This is a genomic window from Rhodocytophaga aerolata (assembly GCF_030503435.1).
GTDB lineage: Bacteria > Bacteroidota > Bacteroidia > Cytophagales > 172606-1 > Rhodocytophaga > Rhodocytophaga aerolata.
The window spans coordinates 62,497-83,236 of record NZ_JAUKPO010000009.1 but is presented as its reverse complement, the minus strand read 5'-3'; the positions used below and the strand labels follow the sequence as shown (position 1 = coordinate 83,236).

General features: G+C 44.0%; 16 protein-coding genes. 6 read left to right on the top strand and 10 right to left on the bottom strand.

What is annotated here, in order from left to right; translation table 11 throughout:
• Positions 1–157: 157 nt before the first annotated feature.
• A complete protein-coding gene (locus tag Q0590_RS16840) occupies positions 158–2,362 on the top strand; it encodes a B12-binding domain-containing radical SAM protein (protein ID WP_302038745.1) in 2,205 nt (734 codons plus the stop codon).
• 55 nt (positions 2,363–2,417) lie between these two features.
• Here Q0590_RS16840 and Q0590_RS16835 read toward each other — a convergent pair whose 3' ends face one another.
• Positions 2,418–2,819: an HIT family protein gene (locus Q0590_RS16835; RefSeq protein ID WP_302038744.1), complete on the bottom strand. Its 402-nt coding sequence runs from the start codon at positions 2,817–2,819 to the stop codon at positions 2,418–2,420.
• A gap of 53 nt (positions 2,820–2,872) precedes the next feature.
• Positions 2,873–3,349, bottom strand: coding sequence for a transcription elongation factor GreA (gene greA, locus Q0590_RS16830; RefSeq protein WP_302038743.1), 477 nt, complete (start codon positions 3,347–3,349; stop codon positions 2,873–2,875).
• A gap of 291 nt (positions 3,350–3,640) precedes the next feature.
• Between greA and fmt the strand changes: the two genes are divergently transcribed.
• From fmt to Q0590_RS16815, 3 genes are all read left to right on the top strand, one after another.
• Positions 3,641–4,564 (top strand): methionyl-tRNA formyltransferase, encoded by a 924-nt coding sequence (fmt, locus tag Q0590_RS16825; protein ID WP_302038742.1) that lies wholly within the window; start codon positions 3,641–3,643, stop codon positions 4,562–4,564.
• A gap of 63 nt (positions 4,565–4,627) precedes the next feature.
• Complete coding sequence (locus Q0590_RS16820; RefSeq protein WP_302038741.1) at positions 4,628–5,125, top strand: dihydrofolate reductase; 498 nt, start codon at positions 4,628–4,630, stop codon at positions 5,123–5,125.
• 229 nt (positions 5,126–5,354) lie between these two features.
• The gene (locus tag Q0590_RS16815) at positions 5,355–8,945 is read left to right on the top strand and encodes a carboxypeptidase-like regulatory domain-containing protein (protein ID WP_302038740.1); all 3,591 of its coding nucleotides are present in this window, start codon (positions 5,355–5,357) and stop codon (positions 8,943–8,945) included.
• A 17-nt stretch (positions 8,946–8,962) separates the two neighbouring features.
• Here the strand turns inward: Q0590_RS16815 and pgeF are convergent, their stop codons facing one another.
• The 4 genes from pgeF to Q0590_RS16795 all read right to left on the bottom strand — a co-directional run bounded on the left by pgeF (position 8,963) and on the right by Q0590_RS16795 (position 12,506).
• The gene (gene pgeF, locus Q0590_RS16810; protein ID WP_302038739.1) at positions 8,963–9,760 is read right to left on the bottom strand and encodes a peptidoglycan editing factor PgeF; all 798 of its coding nucleotides are present in this window, start codon (positions 9,758–9,760) and stop codon (positions 8,963–8,965) included.
• A gap of 134 nt (positions 9,761–9,894) precedes the next feature.
• A complete protein-coding gene (locus tag Q0590_RS16805) occupies positions 9,895–10,539 on the bottom strand; it encodes a YceI family protein (RefSeq protein ID WP_302038738.1) in 645 nt (214 codons plus the stop codon).
• Positions 10,540–10,654: 115 nt separating this feature from the next.
• On the bottom strand, positions 10,655–11,947 hold the full coding sequence (locus tag Q0590_RS16800; protein WP_302038737.1) for a hypothetical protein: 1,293 nt from the start codon (positions 11,945–11,947) through the stop codon (positions 10,655–10,657).
• A gap of 250 nt (positions 11,948–12,197) precedes the next feature.
• Positions 12,198–12,506, bottom strand: coding sequence for a hypothetical protein (locus Q0590_RS16795; protein ID WP_302038736.1), 309 nt, complete (start codon positions 12,504–12,506; stop codon positions 12,198–12,200).
• 139 nt (positions 12,507–12,645) lie between these two features.
• On the opposite strand from Q0590_RS16795, the gene Q0590_RS16790 reads away from it, so the two are divergent.
• On the top strand, positions 12,646–13,818 hold the full coding sequence (locus Q0590_RS16790; RefSeq protein WP_302038735.1) for a PQQ-dependent sugar dehydrogenase: 1,173 nt from the start codon (positions 12,646–12,648) through the stop codon (positions 13,816–13,818).
• Between the two features lie 385 nt (positions 13,819–14,203).
• The gene (locus Q0590_RS16785; protein ID WP_302038734.1) at positions 14,204–15,745 is read left to right on the top strand and encodes a CehA/McbA family metallohydrolase; all 1,542 of its coding nucleotides are present in this window, start codon (positions 14,204–14,206) and stop codon (positions 15,743–15,745) included.
• A gap of 43 nt (positions 15,746–15,788) precedes the next feature.
• Here the strand turns inward: Q0590_RS16785 and Q0590_RS16780 are convergent, their stop codons facing one another.
• The 4 genes from Q0590_RS16780 to Q0590_RS16765 form a co-directional block, all read right to left on the bottom strand.
• Complete coding sequence (locus Q0590_RS16780) at positions 15,789–16,583, bottom strand: 3-keto-disaccharide hydrolase (RefSeq protein WP_302038733.1); 795 nt, start codon at positions 16,581–16,583, stop codon at positions 15,789–15,791.
• A gap of 128 nt (positions 16,584–16,711) precedes the next feature.
• Positions 16,712–18,121, bottom strand: coding sequence for a nucleoside hydrolase-like domain-containing protein (locus tag Q0590_RS16775; protein WP_302038732.1), 1,410 nt, complete (start codon positions 18,119–18,121; stop codon positions 16,712–16,714).
• A gap of 39 nt (positions 18,122–18,160) precedes the next feature.
• Positions 18,161–19,594: a DUF1593 domain-containing protein gene (locus Q0590_RS16770; RefSeq protein ID WP_302038731.1), complete on the bottom strand. Its 1,434-nt coding sequence runs from the start codon at positions 19,592–19,594 to the stop codon at positions 18,161–18,163.
• Positions 19,595–19,624: 30 nt separating this feature from the next.
• Complete coding sequence (locus Q0590_RS16765) at positions 19,625–20,731, bottom strand: MBL fold metallo-hydrolase (RefSeq protein WP_302038730.1); 1,107 nt, start codon at positions 20,729–20,731, stop codon at positions 19,625–19,627.
• Positions 20,732–20,740: the final 9 nt, after the last annotated feature.

Genomic DNA, 20,740 nt, shown 5'->3' with positions numbered 1-20,740 from the left:
GGGCAAAGGGGTAACTTTCCAAGTTACTGAGAAATACTATAAGAATAAACCTTCCCGCAACTTTTGCTGTTCATCTTCCATAAACAGTTTGTTCGACGCAACTGCTTTACTGCCTATTTTTCTTATTTTTGCAACCTCAATTTTCGCATATAGTATTTTGGACACGCCTGTTATTCTGCTGGTTACCCCTCCCCTGACACAAATTAATACGCCGTATCCGGCCACAGCCTATATTAAAGGGTTTCTTTCAACAAAAGGCTTCACCGTGCATCAGGCTGATCTGGGAATAGAACTGGTACTGAGCTTATTTAGCAGAACTAACCTCCGGAAAGCCTTTGCCATTGCCAGCCAAGCTGAATCTGCGATGGTTCCTGCTTACAAGCGTATGCTCCATCTGGAAAAAGATTATCTGCAAACGATTGATACGGTCGTCCGCTTTTTGCAAGGCAAAGACAATACAGTTGCTAACCGGATTGCTTATGGCGGATACCTGCCCGAAGGCAACCGTTTCGCCGCCCTGGAAGATATGGACTGGGCTTTTGGCAGCCTGGGTGTAACCGACAGAGCTAAATTTCTCGCTACACTTTACCTGGAAGATCTGGGCGACCTGATAACAAACTATGTAAGTCCGTATTTCGGATTTAGCCGTTATGCAGAAAAGCTAGGATTATCGGCTACCAGCTTCGATCCCATAGAAGGGGCCTTGCAACAGCCATCCAACCTGACCGACCAGTTAATGGAAGAACTGCTCGACAAGCATATTCAAACGGCCAAACCAGATTTAGTTGGTTTTACTGTTCCGTTTCCTGGCAATCTGTACGGGGCTTTGCGTTGCGCTAAGTTTATAAAAGAAAAGTATCCTTCCATTAAAACAGTAATGGGTGGTGGATACGCCAATACTGAGCTTCGCACCCTGAAAGAACCTCGGATATTTCAGTACATGGATTATATTTCCCTGGATGATGGCGAAAGTCCTTTGCTGCGGGTTATTGAACACTGGCAGGGCAAACGTCCGAAAGAACAGTTGCACCGGACTTTTATGCTGGAGTTAGGGGAAGTAACCTATTTTAATGGCTGTCAGGATAAAGACATTGCCCATACAGAAGTAGGTGTACCAGATTACACTGGCCTGCCATTAGATAACTATTTATCTGTGCTGGAAATAGCAAACCCTATGCACCGGCTCTGGAACGATGGCCGATGGAACAAACTGACCATTGCGCATGGCTGTTATTGGAAAAAATGTTCCTTCTGCGATATCACCCTCGATTATATCCATCGTTACGAAACAGCGCCTGCAGCCCTTTTAGTCGATAGAATTGAACATATTGTGGCAAAAACCGGGCAAACCGGATTTCACTTTGTTGATGAAGCGGCACCTCCTCTGGCACTTCGCGATCTGGCCATAGAGCTGCTCCGGCGGGGTACCAGCATCACCTGGTGGACGAATATCCGTTTTGAAAAAACCTTTACCCCAGACCTTTGCCGGCTGCTGGCCGCCTCGGGTTGTATTGCTGTATCCGGCGGACTGGAAGTTGCCTCCGACCGCTTATTGGCCTTAATGGAAAAAGGTGTAACCATAGATCAGGTTGCCAGAGTAACGCATGCCTTTACAGAAGCAGGCATTATGGTGCATGCGTATCTGATGTATGGTTTTCCTACCCAAACCGCTCAGGAGACTATTGACTCGCTGGAAGTTGTCCGGCAATTGATGGAGCAAGGGGTTATACAATCCGGTTTCTGGCACCGCTTCTCTATGACTGCTCATAGCCCTGTCGGAAAAAATCCGGCGAAATATGGGGTTGTAAAAGTAGGTCCGGAAGAAGGTTTATTTGCCAATAATGATCTGATCCATGAAGACCCGAAAGGGTGTGATCACTCCCTGTTTAGTGAAGGCTTAAGCAAATCTATGTATAACTTTATGCATGGGCTTTTCCTGGATGAGCCTGTAAACTATTGGTTTCCATTTAAAACTCCCAAGACCACAGTTCCAAAAACGCTGATTGCCAAAGCTATTGCTACACCTGCTAAAAGTGACCTGATGCGGCAAAACAGCCGGGTAGTATGGGTAGGAAATATGCCGGAATTCACCCTGATTCAGGAACAGAAAAAAGACAAGTTCCGGGAAAAAGGTTTGCTTACGTTCTTTGAAAAGACAGAAGACCTGGAGATTAAAGTTACGAAGGAAATAGGGCAATGGCTGCTGGCATCCTTTCCCAGAATGCTGGCAACTTCGGAACAGCCCATACTACTTAAAGATCTGATACAAACGTTTCCAGCTTCTGAAAGCTATTCCTTTGAACTATTTCTGGAGAGTCATGCCTGGAAAACCCTCAGAAGCAAAGGATTACTGATTGTATAAACAAAAATGCCCGTAGGTCCATCCTACGGGCAAACTATTTATTTGTCAATCATCCTTACCCATTACCTAAGGTTTGCCGTATTTTTTCGGCAGTGGCGGCCAGTTCTTCCTGGCTCAGTTTGAGTTTAGGTTTACTGAAATTAATGTCGTTCATAGTATTGAGTGGAATCAGATGCACATGGGTATGCGGTACTTCCAGGCCGATAACGGCAACTCCAATACGCAGGCAAGGAACAGACTTGGCTAAAGCCGGTGCAATCTTTTTTGCAAATAACATAAGCCCAGTATATGTATCATCATCCAGATTAAAAATATAATCTACCTCTGCTTTGGGAATAACCAACGTATGCCCCACCGCCGCCGGATTAATATCCAGAAAAGCCAGATACCGGTCGTCTTCTGCAATTTTATGACAAGGGATTTCTCCGTTAATAATTCTGGTGAACAAGGTGGCCATTTTGTACTGATTAGTGGTGAATGATTACTATTTAGACAATAGTCATTAATCATTTATCTGTCAATTTCTACTACTTCAAAGGTCATCATGCCGGCAGGCACTTTAATTTCAGCGGTTTCGCCAACTTTTTTGCCTAGCAAGCCTTTTCCTATCGGTGACTGTACAGAGATTTTACCCGACTTAAGGTCAGCTTCTTCTTCAGAGACTAAGGTATAACACACGGTGGTACCGTTTTTTTTGTTTTTAATTTTCACTTTGGATAAAATAGAAACCTGGGAAGTATCTATCGTGGATTCGTCCACTATTCGGGCATTGGCAACCACCTCCTCTAACTTAGAAATTTTCAATTCCAATAAGCCTTGTGCATCTTTGGCTGCATCATATTCTGCATTTTCGCTTAAGTCTCCTTTATCCCTTGCTTCTGCGATCTGCCGGGCAATGTCAGCCCGCCCTCTAATTCTAAGTTCATTCAGCTCATCTTTTAGTTTTTGTAAGCCTTCCTCAGTGTAATACGAAATTTTGGATGCCATATGGTTAAAACCGTTTAATATGATACAATAAAAAAGAACGGCAAATTTGATTTAGCCGTTCTACAATACTACAATCTGCAATTGATAGTTGTAGAAAATCAATCAAAACCCGAAAATTGTTTATCAGAATAAGTTATCAATTGTATTTTCGATTTTGGAAAGTTAAACTTACTAATTATTGCCTAACATGGCAAGTAGTGCCTACAAAATTTATAAATTTTTCATTTAATAGTTTAATATTCAGACCACCGTTTTTAGCTGGCACTATTGCTTGCGTATACAAGATAAACTATGGATTCTACCTTAAAAATTATTTTTATGGGAACACCAGAATTTGCTGTTCCCAGCCTGGAAATATTACTACAACATAACTACCCGGTTGTGGCCGTTATTACCGCACCCGACAAACCTTCCGGCAGAGGGTTAAAGCTAACCCCATCGCCGGTGAAGGAAGTAGCTGTAAAATATCATATTCCGGTGCTTCAACCTACCAACTTAAAATCGCCGGAATTTATTGAAGAGCTTAAAAGTTACGGAGCTACCCTGCAGATTGTGGTGGCCTTCCGGATGCTGCCGGAAGCGGTCTGGAATATGCCCGAAATAGGCACATTCAACCTGCACGCTTCCCTATTGCCCCAATACCGCGGTGCCGCTCCCATTAACTGGGCAATTATCAATGGTGAAACGGAGACTGGCCTTACTACTTTTTTTCTGAAACATGAAATAGATACAGGCAATATTATCTTTCAGGAGAAAGAGCCTATTTATGAACACGATACTGCCGGCAGATTATATGAACGGTTGAGGCAAAAAGGTGCCCGGTTAGTTTTACAAACGGTACAGGCCATAGAATCAGGCACGTATCCGCAGATTCCCCAGCAGCTTGGTGAATCTATTAAAACAGCTCCCAAAATTTACAAAGAAACCTGTGAAATTAACTGGAACCAACCTGCTAAAAAAGTATATGATTTTGTCAGGGGCCTTTCTCCCTACCCTACAGCCTGGACTACTCTTCAGGATAAGTTTTATAAGATATATGCTATAAAAGGTATTTCTTCAGAAAACAGTATGGCAACGCCAGGTACCATAGTTACCGATTCTAAGGAATACATCCGGATAAGAACCCAGGATGGCTGGGTAGCTATTGACGAACTGCAACAGGAAGGGAAGAAAAAAATGAAGACAGCAGAGTTTCTACGGGGAAATACCTTGTGAGGCAGACTAGAGAATTGAAAATCATACTAATCCATTGAGCTATTTAATCAACCCATTTTCTATATGCAAATAATCCTTGTAGCTGCCCATGCACAAAACCGGGTAATTGGTAAAGACAACGACCTGGTTTGGCGCTTGCCGAAAGATTTTAAACACTTTAAAGAACTTACCTTAGGCCATCCGATCATTATGGGAAGAAAAACGTTTGAATCTCTGGGCAAGCCCTTGCCAGGACGGACTTCCATAATTATTACCCGCGATGAGCAGTACCAGCAGGAATCCTGTATAGTCGTACATTCCCTGAATGAAGGCATACAGGAAGCCAGAAAACTGGATGAGGAAATTTACGTCATTGGTGGCTCGCAGATCTATGCCCAAGCATTGCCTCTGGCCAATAAGATGTATTTAACCGAAGTGAAAGCTGCCCCGGAAGGAGATGCTCTGTTTCCGGAGTTCTCCAAAAATGAATGGAAAGAAACGGCCCGTCAGTCGTTCCCCAAGGATGAAAAACACGACTATGCCTTCGACTTTGTAACCTGGGAAAGAGTGAACAATGAGTAATGACTAATGAGTAATGAGTAATGAATAGTTATTACTCATCAGTCTGATCCATCACTTTCTGTCAATAATTAGTGACCGACCGTTTCAAAGCAGTGACCGGTAGTTATAGCCTGTAGCTGAATGTTTGGATACTATACTTCAGATAAAAATTCGTAACTTACTATACACGAATTTATTTTACCTAAGCAAACTACTTATTCTTAAACTCTAAGGGTTTAGGGTTATAGCTATGATAACCAAACTTTTACTATATTACTCCTTCTTCCTCTGGCTTTTTCTTTCCACGCATAACGCACGGGCCCTCTCCTACCAGCAATCCCAGCCAGTTGCAGCCGATACATTAAAAACCGGTAGTGTTAAAGGCAGAATTACCCAGGCGGATAATGGTGAACCGATTCCCTTTGCTAACGTATTCCTGAACAACAGCACAGTAGGCACTACGTCCGATGAGCAAGGATATTATACCTTACCCGGTGTTCCGCTGGGTAATTCCGAACTCATTGTTTCTTATGTAGGCTTTACCCCTTACAAACGGGCGCTCCGCACAGAATCTATATCTACCCTTGAGTTGAACATCTCTCTTTCTCCGGTTGAACAAGTGCTGGGCGAAGTACGGGTACAAGCAAAGCAAGATAAAACCTGGCAACGGCTTTACCGCCGGTTTGAACGGAATATACTGGGCGAAACGGTTAATGCACCTTTATGCAAAATATTAAATCCCTGGGTACTTGAATTTAACGAAACTGAAAGCACCCTGACCGCCACAGCCACCCAGCCATTGGAAATAGAAAACAGAGCACTGGGCTATAAACTAATTTATTACCTCAAACAATTTGAACTGAGCAAAACCGGCGCCCTGTACCTGGGTGAAACCAAGTTTGAGGAACTGAAAGCTGAAAATACCCGGGAAGAGCAACGATGGAAAAAGAACCGCCGGGATGCTTACATGGGGTCTATCCGGCATTTCTTTAAAAGCCTGATTGATAATACCTGGGAAGCGGAAGGTTTTCTGGCCTATAAGGTAGAACGTGATCCGATAGAAAATGTACAATCCATGCACCGGTTTTTATCGCAGGAAACCGGAAACACACTGTCAAAACTTATCCCGGCGAAAGTATTGTTTCCCGGCCCATTCAATTTTGAGAAACGAATGGTATTTCCGGGTAAAATTGAAATTATTTATATCAAAGCAAACGACCGCAATTCTCCGTACAAAGATGCGCCATTTCAGGTATCGAGAATACGCATCAGAAAGGCCTTTATTGAACTCAATTCCATGGGACAAGCGTATGATCCCTCCTCATATGAATTAACCGGATATCTGGTGAAAGAAGGCGTAGCCGATATGCTCCCCTTTGATTATTTGCCTGCCGGTAGCCTTGCTGCACAAGATGCAAATGCTGTGGCAGCAACTTCCTTTCTGGATAGCTTACAAGCCAGATTGGTTCGATGGAACACTTTGCAGGCTGAACAAAAAATCTACTTGCACCTGGATAAAAACTTCTATGTAAGTGGCGAAATGCTATGGTACAGTGCCTACCTGGTAGATGCCAGCAGCCATGGCTTGTATCCGGAAAGCCAGGTAGCTTACATAGACTTAATTTCTCCGGAGGGGAAGCAGATCAATCAGCAAAAGATTAAAGTAATAGACGGGAGGGCAGCAGGAAACCTGGCTCTTCCCACACTGCTGCCTACCGGCGTATACAGACTGAGGGCCTACACTAACTGGATGCAGAACGCTGCGCCAGACTATTTTTTCGACAAACCGATTGAAATTTATCATATCCACCAGAAACAACCTATTGCCACACAAAATCTTGCTCAAACAACTAGTAAAGCCCTGGCTGTACAGTTTTTTCCGGAAGGAGGCAATCTGGTCCGGAATATAGCCAGCCGGGTAGGTTTTAAGGCACTAGGTCCGAATGGAAAAGGGCTTGCCATAAAGGGGACTGTCATGGATGAGGAAGGAAATAAAATAGTTTCGTTTGAAAGCAATGCTCTGGGGATGGGTAGTTTTTATTTTAAGCCATTGCCAGGCAAAAAGTATCAGGCAGTTTGTGAAAGCACAGCCGGAAGTCTGATTACTGCTTTGCCTGAAATACAAGCTGAAGGCATTACCCTTACTGCTTCTCTGCCTGATTCCGGAAAGGTAGAAGTGAAAATCCTTAGCTCCAGTAAATACAGGCAGGAAACCATAACACTGGTTGGCCAGACTAGGGGAAGAATTTACTATACCCATGATGAAAAATTAACCAATGGTGTTGCATTTATAGAAATCCCTATAGCAAAGTTTCCGGATGGCATTTGCCAGCTTACCCTTTTTACGTCCGAAGGGAAACCTTTATGCGAACGTCTCCTTTTTGTGCATGATAACGGAACAGAAGTTTCAGTGAATCTGCAAGCCAACCAGGAAAAATACGAACCCCGGGAACCGGCTGAAATAGAACTGACTTTTAGCGATGCATCCGGAAACCCAGTAGCCGCGACGGTATCTCTGTCGGTAACCGATGCGCAGCAAATTCCGCCCGATAGCACACAAGAACATATCCTTTCCTATTTGCTGCTTACCTCTGATCTAAAGGGATACATCGAATCCCCAAGTTACTATTTTCAGGGCAATCAGGTTGGCCGCCCGGAAGACCTGGATAATCTTTTGCTGACCCAGGGATGGCGTAGATTTACCTGGCAACCGATTATCGCAGGGCAACGTGCGCCAGTTAGCTACGCCAACGAGAAAGGCTTGGTAATCAGTGGGCAAGCCCTTACCACTTCCCGGAAAAAAGTACTTCCTTTAAGCAACACCAAACTAACATTTATTCCAATCGACACTTTGTATTCCATGCCTCAGGAAACAACCACCAGAGCCGATGGCCGCTTTGTACTACCTACTTATGATTTTATGAATACAGCTACGGTAATGTATGAAGCAAAAGATGCCAAAAGCAGAAAAACGGAGGCTACCCTTCAGCTGGATACAATGCTAATTCCTAAGATTATGCCCCCAAAGTTTCCGGTAAAAAACTTAGACGTAACAAGTTATGCCTTGACTTATATTAAAAGTGCCAGAACCCGGAGTCAGATAGATAGCGCCTACGCCATGTTCGACACCAAAATGCTGGAAGAGGTAGTAGTGAAAGGTAAGAAAGTTACGCCGACACCCAGTGAGTCTGCCGGAGTACACCGCCTTCATAGCCAAGCCGATGATGTATTGATTATTGATGAAAAATTTCCAACAGCTTCTAACATTTATGAGTTGTTTTCAGGCAGGCTGGCAGGTGTACAAGTGACCAGAGATGCCGAAAATCCCAATGCCTACAATGTTAAGATACGCAATGCTTCTTCGTTTAATTCTTCAACACAACCCCTTTACCTGATGGATGGTATGCCCATTCAGGATTTGGAAGGAACAGCTTTGATGAGTTTTAACCCTATGGATGTTTCCCGCATTGAAATACTGAAAGGGGCCAGTGCCAGTATGTATGGTGTGCGGGGAGGCAACGGCGTAATTGCTATTTATACCAAAAAAGGGAAATTTTCGGCCCAGATGCCCACGACCGAAGGGATGAAAAAAATTCAGGTAACTGGATTTAATTATCCCAGAGAGTTTTACTCACCAGACTATGAAGTAGAGAAAGAAGAAAACGTAAAGCCAGATCACAGAGCTACCTTATATTGGGAGCCGCTTCTTTACACGGATGAAAATGGCAAAGCCAACATATCTTTTTCTAACTCTGATGTTACAAGTACTATGGAAATCCGGATTGAAGGCATCTCAGCTACTGGACACCCCATTCTAAAAACAGTTATTCTGGGGAAATAAGCCCAGGCAACAGACTTTTATTCAGGGCAGATGAGTATACCAGCTGCAAATCGGCCGGCCCGGTTGCCAGATTTTCTGGCAGAAAAAAACTGATCGCTTTGCTGATAGGTACAAATGCCAGCCACTTCAATAGAGGTGGGCTGTACACCCAAGTTTAGCAACTGAATGCGGTTAGCCTCCCACAAGTTAAAATAGCCTTTTCCTTCTCCATTCTGGTTAGAGATTAAATTAGCCTCTTTCCCAAAAGTTTGCAAAACGGCTTCTATCACCTCCTCTCCTATCTGATATACTTCCGGACAAATAGAAGGGCCTATTCCAGCAATAAGGTCAGCAGGCTTTGTTCCAAACTCTTGCTGCATGGCCTGCACCGTAGCCGTCACTATTTTGCCTACTGTTCCCCGCCATCCGGCATGCACCGCACCCACAGCCTCTTTCACCGGATCGTACAACAGGATGGGCACACAATCAGCAGACATGACACAAATACATTGACCAGGAGAATTTGTTACTAAGGCATCTGTATCGGTTAAAGAAGCTGACTGGGTGCCTGGCTCTACTTTTTTTACGTGAATGCTATGCGTCTGGGCCGGAAAAAAAAGTTGCTCTGGTGAAATGCCCAATGCATACGCCAGCCTGCTGCGGTTCTCTTGTACATTTTCCCTGGTATCGCCTGCCCGGAAACTCAAATTAAGTGACCCAATTTCTCCTTCACTCACCCCTCCAGAACGCCCTGATATAAAATGCTTTATCCCTTTGTGTTGAGATAAGTTATGGAATTGCCATAATTTCAGGGAATCGGTTGTTTGTTGTATCATTGGAAGCTGGTTTATTCTTGCTGTGGTGCAAATATATTAATGAATCTGTTTGTATACTGCTTTTTACCTGCTACATTAAACAAAAAGCCTGAACTGGATACTTCAGGCTTAGGCGGTACAAGAAAGCGGAACTATTAATTGATGATGTTTTTTTCAATACATGCCCGTAACATAAAATTCACTTTCACAGCCTCTTTTACCCGGATCATGCCCATCATCACTACTGGGGGCTCCAGATTAAAATCACAGATATTCAGCTCCAGGCCTCCACTTAACAAGCGTTCTTCCCCATTTCTGCTAATGCTGACTGGTATTTCATAGGTTTTTGTAACACCGGCCAGGGTAATTTCCATTTCAGACATAGCTTTTTGTAACTGGCTATCGGCTAGTTGTGCTTTTGTCAGCCGGAGCTTTAGCAGCCGTATAGTGGCAGTAGGATACTCTTTTACCTTCAGAAATGTTTGCAGGTCCTGATTCATCTGCGAAGGACCAGCTTTAAAATACATAGTTTGCAGCAGGATGAAGGCGTTAGAAAAAACCAGGCCATCCTTCTCCTGCCGTACATATACATCCAGTACATCGGGCTCTATGGTTTGCGTGTACTTACAGGTAAACTGACTGATGTTGGTCCGGCCTACGATGGATAACTTACTCTCATCGGAAAGTATAACCCGGTAACTCTGCTCTACTGGTGCGTTATATGGAAGAAGATGCGCAGGCAAAATTCCTTGAGGAATAAATAGCAGCAAACAACTCATGGCAAAATGGATCGGATTCATGGGTAAGGTATCTACTGGTAAAATAAGAAGTCCCTTCTTGCATTGTTCTACACCTTGGTTGTAGCCTCTGCCGGAAGGGACTTTGAATTAGGTAAACGAGTATGTCTCTTTCTGGTTAGAAGCCAAGTACTGCTTCGAACATCAGGCCATTGAATCGGCCTCCGTGGCGAATGTCAGATGGCAGGAAACCTTTATATTGCTGATCTACATATTCTACCTTAGCTAAGATATTTTTGGTTACGAACCATCCGCCAGATGCCTGTACCCGGTTAATAGTAATGGGGGCAGTCATATCTTTTAAATTGCTTTCTACGGTGTTGTAGCGGCCACCGATAAAGAAACGTTCACTGCCTTGTGGGAACCGGTAAATGGCTTCGGCTGAATACTGTTTGGTTTCCCGGTTGGCAGGTTCGCCATGGCCTCGGCCGGAAGCAAATTCCAGGTTACCAAATACTTCTAATCCGCCAACTTTCACGAATGGGTTCACCACAAAAGCCATCAGTTTATCTGCATATCCTGGGCTGAATCTACCGGAAGTGAACTGGGCACTGGTAGTGGCATTTACATTATCCATCACCAGGTAATATCTGGAACCTGTTCTATCTCCGCTGTATAAGGTATTGCTTACAGACTTTTCTTTGCCATATACAGAACCAGTCAGCCGTACTCTCAGCTTTTCATTCAATTGTTTGTCATAGCCGATTTTACCAATATAGGCGGGAGAACGTTTTTCAGGTTGAGTAATGTCTCCTTTTACTTCCCCACCTGTAATAGAACCCATAGCCAGGAAACCATTTTTCTGATAATATACTTCTCCCCCAATTTCTGTTGTAAACGCATCCAGGATCAGGTTTTCAACAAAGGGATTATACACGGCATTGCCATTATCAGATCTTCTGAAGTGAGCATCGCCATAGTTTATTTCCATATGTCCGATACGGATGGTTACGTTCTCCATAATTTTATCGGCCAGGGCACTTTTGAAGAAAGGCAGCTTATCAAATTGAATATAGCCTCCTTTTACCCAGGTTTCCTGGTGGTGGCGGGAAGAAAGATACGTAGCCAGGTGTACACGGATACCATCTTCCAATTGAGCATCTATAATCAGGTTGGCCGTTGCTAAGTTAAAGCCATTGCCGATCCGTTTAAGCTCATTCAGGTTAACCCCGTTCACCACATTTGCTTCAGCCTGGTTGCTGTGACGCAAACCCTGAAACTGCTGCGTGAAGTGGCCGCCTATTCTTACCCGCTGATCGGTAAAGCCAATAGTATCTTGTTTGGATGTTTCAAATACATTCACGCCGCGCTGATCATACGGTCTCCAGTATTGCAGGTCTCTTTGCTGTCCCATAGCTACGCCTCCAAATGACAAGGCGGCTGCTAACATATATAGGTTTCTCGGTTTCATAATGGTAAAGATTAAGAATGTGTAGAATATGATTGTTTGTATCTGATAAGGTTGCGTTTATTTCCTTTGACAATTCAAAATTGGGGTAGAAATGAAAACTTTTTGATGAGCAATATCAGCCTTGCCTATGATCTTGGTAATCCTTTAAACTATTCCACCTATGCATGTCTTAGCTACTGCCAAACATGTATACAATAAAAAAGCTCAGCCTCTTAGTGGGGCTGAGCTTTTTTATTGTATGGAGTTGTTGCTAATTTTTGGCTTCATCTTCCTCTAGCCACTTTTGCAGATTTTCTTTCTGATAGTATAGCAATTCATATTGTTTCGTGAGTAAAGTTTCCCGCTCCAGTTGTAGCAATTCCATCGATTCTTTTACTTCATGTAAGCTTTGCTGTAATTGCAGCGCCCTTTTTCGGCTGATAGCTACATCTTTTTTCAACCTAAAATTGGCATCGCTCAGGTCGGCAATACCTTTCTCCGAATACCAGATAGATATTTTATGAATAGCATAATATGCAAGCAGCATACTACCAACAGAAGCAAGTATAAGTAATACCATAGATAAGTGAATGATGGTGACGCCTATAAATATCCTGACCTGGGCCAAAAGTGAATACACAGCTACTACTTTCAATATACGTGTACTTTTTGCGTTAAACAATAGTGTATGTTTGACGTTTATTCTAAAAATTTACCTAATGAAAAAATTATCTATATACATCGTCTACCTTTTCCTGTTGTTAGGAAATTTATCTGCCTGCGAAGCAGTGGATAAGGCAACAGAAGAAACCCCTGATCCCACGCCCACTGATACAACCTCGGCTATCCTGGAAATTACTCCCCAGAAACTATATGAAGACTTTAAAAATCCCTGGGGTATGGCCTGGCTCCCAGACGGGCGGTTGCTGGTAACGGAAAAATCCGGAGAGATCCTGGTTTTTAAAGAGGATAAATACACCGGCGAAAAACTTTCCGGTGTTCCCAAAGTATCGGATGCCGGCCAGGGTGGCTTGTTAGATATTAAACTACACCCCAACTACCAGAGTAACGGATGGATTTATATTTCTTACTCAAAACCAGTACAGGGAGGTGCCACCACGGCCATTGCCAGATTTAAACTGCAAGGCAATCAGGTAACGGAATTCAGCGACATTTTTACAGCAAAACCCTATATTTCTGCAAATTTCCACTATGGCAGCCGGATTGTTTTTGATAAAGACAATTTCCTGTTTTTCAGTGTAGGGGAAAGAGGAACCCAGCCTAAAGTACAGGAACTGAACAACGACCATGGCAAAATTCACAGAATTTTTGATGATGGCCGCATTCCGCAAGACAACCCATTTTCCGGGCAAGCAAATGCCAACGCCTCTATCTGGACTTACGGCCATAGAAATCCGCAAGGCATGGTCTACGATGCGGCCAATAACCTGGTATGGGCTGTAGAACATGGCCCCAAGGGAGGCGATGAGCTGAACCTGATTGAAAAAGGAAAAAACTATGGATGGCCTAAAACTTCGTATGGCATTAATTATGATGGCAGTGTGCTTACCCCCAACCAAGAACTCCCTGGCATAGAGAACCCTGTGCGGTACTGGGTGCCCTCGATTGCTCCCTGTGGTATGGCTATTGTAACCAGTGATAAGTATGCAGCCTGGAAAGGAAACCTGTTAGTGGGTGCTCTGGCTCACCGGCATATTGCCCGTGTACAGTTGAACGGTACTAAATACGTGGAAGAAGAAAAATTACTTGCAGATATGGCCAGGTTCAGAAGTGTGGCTCAAAGTCCGGATGGATACATTTATGCCATTACGGAAGGTCCGGGACTGTTATTAAAATTGATGCCTAGCCAGCAAGGTGCTGCTACAAAATAAGCTACTCTTACTCATCATACGCCGGGACCCTCCTCCCGGCTTTTTTATTTATTTACTCCCACAAATATATTCCCCTACTTGCCTGACCGGCAAGGACTAACAATTTATTTTATAGGAATTTACAGGGGATGATTAGCAATTTCTTTCAATTTTTTCTAATTTTTACACAAACAAAGCCACCTGTAATTATTCATGCATGCCTGACTTAACGCTATTCTGTTCTTTATTCCGCAAAAACAGCTTATTCACCTTCCATCTGCATGAACACCTAAGAAAAGAAAACATTAGTAAACAACGTGTCAGGCGTATCATTCAAACTCTGTTGTCAATAGGCAGGCATGGCTGTTGTATAGGTTTGTTGGTTGTTTTAAGCCTACCTATGGTGATGGCCCAATCAAACAAAGCAGGACGTTTGTCTATTGTTGTACAAGACCAGAATACCCGTCAGCCCACAGCCGTCCGGGTGAAACTTACCCAAAACGGCTATGCTGTTAAACAGTTACCAGCTAAGGCAGTAGCTATTATGTATGGGTTATGGGACCATGCCGATGGGTATGGATTTCAGCCCGATAGTTCTTTTTATGTAGAGGGCAGTTTTCAACTGGAACTGCCTGCCGGAAATTATCAGCTACAACTTGCCAAAGGGAATGAGTACCTCTCTCAAACCCACAGTATCCGGATAGAAGCAGGAAAAACGTTTAAACAAACGTATTCCCTCAGCCGCTGGATTGATACACCGAAAATGGGGTGGTACTCGGCAGATGGACATATACACATCCGGCGGTCTCCCAGAGAAGATTCCTTGCTCGCTACCTGGATTAAAGCAGAAGATATACACGTGGGGGTAATGCTTAGAATGGGAGACTTTTGGGAGATTTACTATCCGCAATATGCCTATGGTGAAAAAGGAATATATCAGCAGAAAGACTATATGTTTGTTCCAGGGCAGGAAGATCCCCGGACTCCGGAACTAGGCCACGTTCTTTCCCTCGGCGCCTCTGACAGAGTCCGTATGAAGGAAGATTACTATTATTACGATAAAGTATTTGACAGTCTGGGAATATTGGGAGGCTTAAATGGCTATGCCCACGGGGGAGACTCCTTTCACGGGTATCGGGGATTAATCTTAGATGGCTTGCGGAAAAAATTAGATTACCTGGAAATTCTTCAGTATTGTGCTTCCTCCCAGCCGCTGATGCAAGAAAACTATTATCATTTATTAAATATGGGCATACCCATAACAGCCATTGCCGGCTCTGATTTTCCCTGGTGTGGCCAGGATCATTCAGGTGGGAAGCCAGAAAATTCAGCTCAGATAGGCAATGTCCGTTTTTATACCTATACCGGAGCAGAATTTAGTTACAGCCGCTGGAAAGAAGGGTTACGTAAGGGACATACGTTTGTCAGCAATGGTCCTATTCTGGATTTTAAAGTGAACAACCATTTGCCCGGCGATAAGATAGAGGCAGAAAAAGGGCAAATGCTTACGATTACTGCACAGGCTTTCGGCCACTCTTCCCAACAACCTTTGGAGGCACTTGAAATTGTGAGGCATGGAAAAGTACTTGCCCGGGTAACCGCCAAAGACCTGAAGCAGACCTCTGGCCATCTCACCCTGGAATTAAAACTTCCGGCAGAGCAGGGAATCTGGCTGGCGGCCCGGTGTTTTGCAGAAAATAATGGGGTAGCCCATACCACACCGGTATATGTGTCGGTGGATGGAAGAGGTTTCCATGACCCTGCTACGATAGCCCATTATATTGGCCTAAGTGAGCAATATTTGAAAGAGCTGGAAAATGAGATTCAGCATAAATCTGATAGTGTGGAATATCAGGCGTGGCGGTACCGTTCAGGATTGATGCTACGTATAGCCGAAGTACGGCAAATTTTGCAGACTATGCGGGACAGAAAAGAAAAGTCAGAATAGAAGCCCAGGCACATTTCCAGACTTCTATTCTGACAGGTAATCCTTAAAAATTTGTATCCGCTTTTTTCAGGTCCAGCTCTTGTATCCAGATATTGCGGTACAACACGTCATGGCCCTCTGCTTGTAGTTTTATTCCGCCTGGCTTATCCGTAATGCCTTTTCCTCCATCATTGCCGCCATCCATGCCAGAGTTAGGTCCGCCCCAAACCTGGTTTATTTCCTGATTGTTGTGCACTTTTTTCCCATTGAAATACATGGTTAGCCTGGCTTTCTCGGTACGTTTTCCATCTTTAAAACGGGCCGCCCGGAATACAATGTCATAGGCATTCCATTTGCCCACCCCATTGTAGGCATAGTACGGAGAAGGCGACTCATTAATAACAGCAGCCATTCCATGAGAGGTAGTATCCCCATCCAGTACTTGTATTTCGTAGCGGTTTTGCAGGTAAACCCCACTGTTGCCGCCAGGGTTGGCAATATAAAACTCCACATGTAAGCGGAAGTCTTTAAACTCTTTCTTGGTTACAATATCTGCTGCGCCATATTTGCCACCTGCTCCTGCCGGATCATTGCTGCTCATGGTGGTGCCTTTATCCACCGGATCTTCCACAATCTGCCATTTTATGGGTAGGCTGGCCGCTAACCTGGGGCCTTGCCAGTAGGTCCATTTGTCGTCTAACATTTTGCGGCTTCCATCAAAGAGCACTTCTGCCCCTTTGGGCGCTTTGGTACCAACACCTACTTGTGCCGTACTATGGGTTACAAAGCCTACATTGATCGCAAGAAAAAACAGGGAGGCCAGAAACGTAGCAGGCCATTGTATCATTTTTATGTGCATATAACTGTTTTGGGGGTTATGAATGTAAAAAGTGAAATCTGAGTAACGTTTACTGAATGCAAGCTACAAATATGCAGGAAATTATAGTCTGTCAACAATCTTTCATAAAATAATCCAAAAGCAATTACCTATTGCTGCAAAATAATCCTCCGGTAAGCAAACAAGGCTGGCGTACCATTATCTTTCACTTCACAGATAATATGTATTGTTTGATTAGCATCCAATGTTGGCATAGTGAACGAAATTTCATCAGTTGTGGGTGTAGCAAGTGGTAAGTCTCCTTTATAGCCGCCAGCTTCCTTGTACACAAACCAGCGGTAACTCACCGTATGATTATCCGGGTCAGTCGTACCCTTGGCACTTAGGCGTACAGTTTCTCCGGCAGGAAACTTTGCAGTGGCTACTCCTTTGCTTTTATTTCCATTCAGTACTACTACCGGATTATGGTTGGCTTCTTTGAAGGTTGCAGCAACACACCAATCCATACGGGCGGCAAAATCGTGCTGGTAAGCTTCCCGCCATCGCCAGATAGTAGCCTGGTCTGAAGCTACTTTACGGCCATCTTCCAGCGTAACTTCATCTACGGAATTGATGGTATTCGTCCATATTTTGCCTTCTTCTGCATAGGATTTAAAGTAATCGTACCTGCCACCCCAACCGCCATATCCTGGGTTTATAGCACTGCCTAAGCCATTGTTAATCAACCCTAAAAACGAGGGAGTATCGCCTTCCATAATATATTCTACTTTTGGATAGAGGGCTCCCAAGGGACCATGATTCTGGCTGATATGGGTCGATAACCAGGGATTGTCCACCAGTTCAAATTTATACATAGGGCCATTTTTATAAAACCGGTCTCCCGAAATACCTGTCCAGGTAGCTCTATAATACTCTTTGGAGCTTTCTGCACTCGGGCTTACAATATATTGAAGGTCCGGAAAGTTAGTCCGTATCCAGCGGCCGGAATCATCCTGGTCGGAAATGGTATAGACTCTTAGCTTAGCCACAAACGTTGCAACTTCTTCTTTGGTACGAGTTTGCTTTACTTTCCATAAGGCTTGTGCCAGACAGTTTGCGCCTCCCCATACGCTAATCCAGAGAGGGCGGCTGTCTGCGATATCTGCCCGTTGAATTAGTAAGTCTGAGCCTTTAGAATCTTTCCCTTCTCCTACTCCTTCCTGACCATAGAGGGGCAAGTGGGTGGTAGTGATGCTTTTGAGATAGGCCTCTGTGGGATATCCTTGGGCATGTTTTTCTAAAGCAGGTCTTACTTTACCATATGCACTTAGTAGTTCTTCTATTTTGTCTTGCCTTACTTTGTTTTTCAGATGTACGGAGGTAGTTGCTACTAGACCTTCTATATCAAATTCATTGGCATACACCAGAAACCGCACCAGCGATTGCTGATCATCTGGTTCATTGGTAATATCTGTCAGCACAATAATGCGCTGCTTGCCTGGGTCCGTAAATTGTAATGAAGGCTGAGCAATAAGATAAAAAGTAAACAAGTAGCAACACAGGAATAATAGGGTTCTCATAAAGGAATTAGGTTGATAAACAAAGAATGTAATACCATCTCACTCAGCTGATAGCAGTATTCTCCGGTAAGTTACCAGAGAGGGCGTACCATTATCGTGTACCTCCAGAATCAGGTGTAGGGATTTGTCTCCTATATCTTGCGGAAGAGTAACTGTTTGTAGAGCCGCAGCTGGGTTTGCTAGTGAAATATCTCCAGTATAACTGTTGTGGGTTTTGTACTGGTACCACTTGAACGAGAGCTTGTTTCCATCCGGATCTGTAGAGCTAGAAGCATTCAGATTGACAGAAGCTCCAGGTTTGGTTTTGATAGATAGTATTTTCGTTGTTTTATCTTTATTTACCTGGGCTATTGGTTCATGATTTACTTGTTTGGGATCTTTGGTAGAATACTTTAGCCGGTTGAGAAAATTATTCTTTACATGCGGTATCCAGCGTTCCAGTTCAGCCTGCTCTACCTGGCATGTATGAAAGTAGTTGCCGGGAAAAGCTTCGCTCATCGGTACAAAACGGCTTCCCCAACTGCCCTGTGTGGGCTTTAAAGGATTATTTAACCCAAATCTGGCACTCAGCAAATAAAGAAAAGCGGGCGTATCACCCTCTCCCCCATGATCATACAAATCGGACATTGGTCCATGTCCATTCACTTCTGTTTGTTTCATCACCCGGATATATTTCCAGAAGTGGTTGCCATCATACAAAAACCAGCCTGGTTGCACCCTTTCTCCTTCATACGTGGAGCGTACTGTGCCCATATTCAGGCATTTGGTATCCTGCATTTTATCCAGATCCAGCATATAATCAAAGGTAATGTCTTGCAGGTGAATGCTGAACACATGCAATTTGCTCAGCAGTTGTTGATATTTCTCCTCCCCTTGCCGCTGCCTGTACCGGTATAATGCCTGCATGAAGGTAACAGGCCCGCCCCACATCTGTACGAAAATGGGCCGATTATCGGGCTTATCAAACACCTGTTGCAAAAACTCACTGCCTTCCGAATCTTTGGTCTCTCCGTTTGGTGTGTTGCCTTCTCCAATCCAGTCGGCAAAGCGGATGTCACCCCAGGAACTTTCTACGTACCGTTCAGCAATTTTTCCGGCAAACTTCTTTTCATTCGTCAGCCAAAGAATCGGTAAAGCTCCCCGCCCTTTCTTGGTAATTCCTGCCAGCTTTTCATAGGTAGGAAACTGGGCATCGTGTTTTTTCAACTGATTGTATTCTTGTTTATATGCACTCAAAATGGATTGCACTTTGTTCCAGGGACCATCCTGGTTATAGTTGAAATCCGGCAGTTGCTGAGTTACAATGATTGCCTCTGTATCAAAATAGGGTGTATAATACAAGTACCGGATTAGGGAGTTGCCATCATCATGCGTCATGTCGGTCATAATCACGACGCGGTATTTTTCCTGTCCCATCAGATTGATAGAAAGCAACCAACAACAACAAAAAAGCAGTAACTTTTGCAGATGCATAAATTGAAGGAGTTTAAATGGTATACAACGTTACACAGGCACTACCTGTCCCACAGCCGGAAGCAGCAGCTTACTGGTAATCTGCTTATTTTCGTTCAGTTGCCTGATAATGCGGGCTGGTTCTAGTAAGGGCTCATCAGATAAATCAAACGTTCCATAATGCATCGGTAACAAGTTTTTAGGTTGCAGATCGTTACTTGCCCGAACAGCTTCTTCCGGATGCATGTGGGAAGGCCCCATAAACCAACGGGGAGCAAAAGCCCCAATACCAGCCAGATAATAGTCTACTTCACCAAAAAGCTCGCGTACTATTCCTACATGTTTTCCATAGCCACTGTCGCCACCAAAATATATTTTTTTGTTGTTACATTCAATCAGAAAGGCACCCCACAAGGTAGTATTGGTATCGGTAAGCCCCCGCCTGGCCCAATGCCTGGAAGGCAAGTAATAAATACTTAATCCGGCAGTTTGAAGGAAATATTGCTGGTACCAGCCCGCAGCCTGTATTCGATCGGAACCTGTCCACTTCTTAAGCAGTAGATCCAGACTGAGTCCGCAGAGCCAGGTGGCTCCAGGGTTTTGCCCAGCCAGACGTTTTATACTAGTTTCATCACAATGGTCGCGGTGGTCATGGGAGACCAGAATATAGTCCATACCTTTTAAAGTTTCTGCTGGAAAAGGTAAGTCAGTGTATCTTTTCATCAATACAGATGGTGATTCCAGCACTGGGTCAATCAGTATTTTTGTCCCGTTCAGCTTCATCAGAAAAGAGGCATGACCCAGCCAGGTGAAACTATTGTCAGGTAACACATCCGGGGAAGTATGTTTAATCACCTCTAGCCTGCTGGTATCATTTTTCTTTTCTTCTTTGTAGGGGTTTTTCTCCGTTTGCCACTTGAGTACATCGGCAAACTTCGGCCAGAATACATATTCTTCATTCACAAATAACCCTTTCTGGTCCAGCGGTGTACCTGGCCACTCTTTGGAGGAAAGCAAGGTTTTTAGCTCGGGATTGGAAGTATACCTGGTAGCGGTGGGCATATAATTTTCTGCTTTGTTGTAAAAGTACACCGATGGAGCTATGGCCAGGCCAATGCCTCCGGCAGCTACCCGGCGTATAAGTTTTCTCCTGTTCATCCTACATTT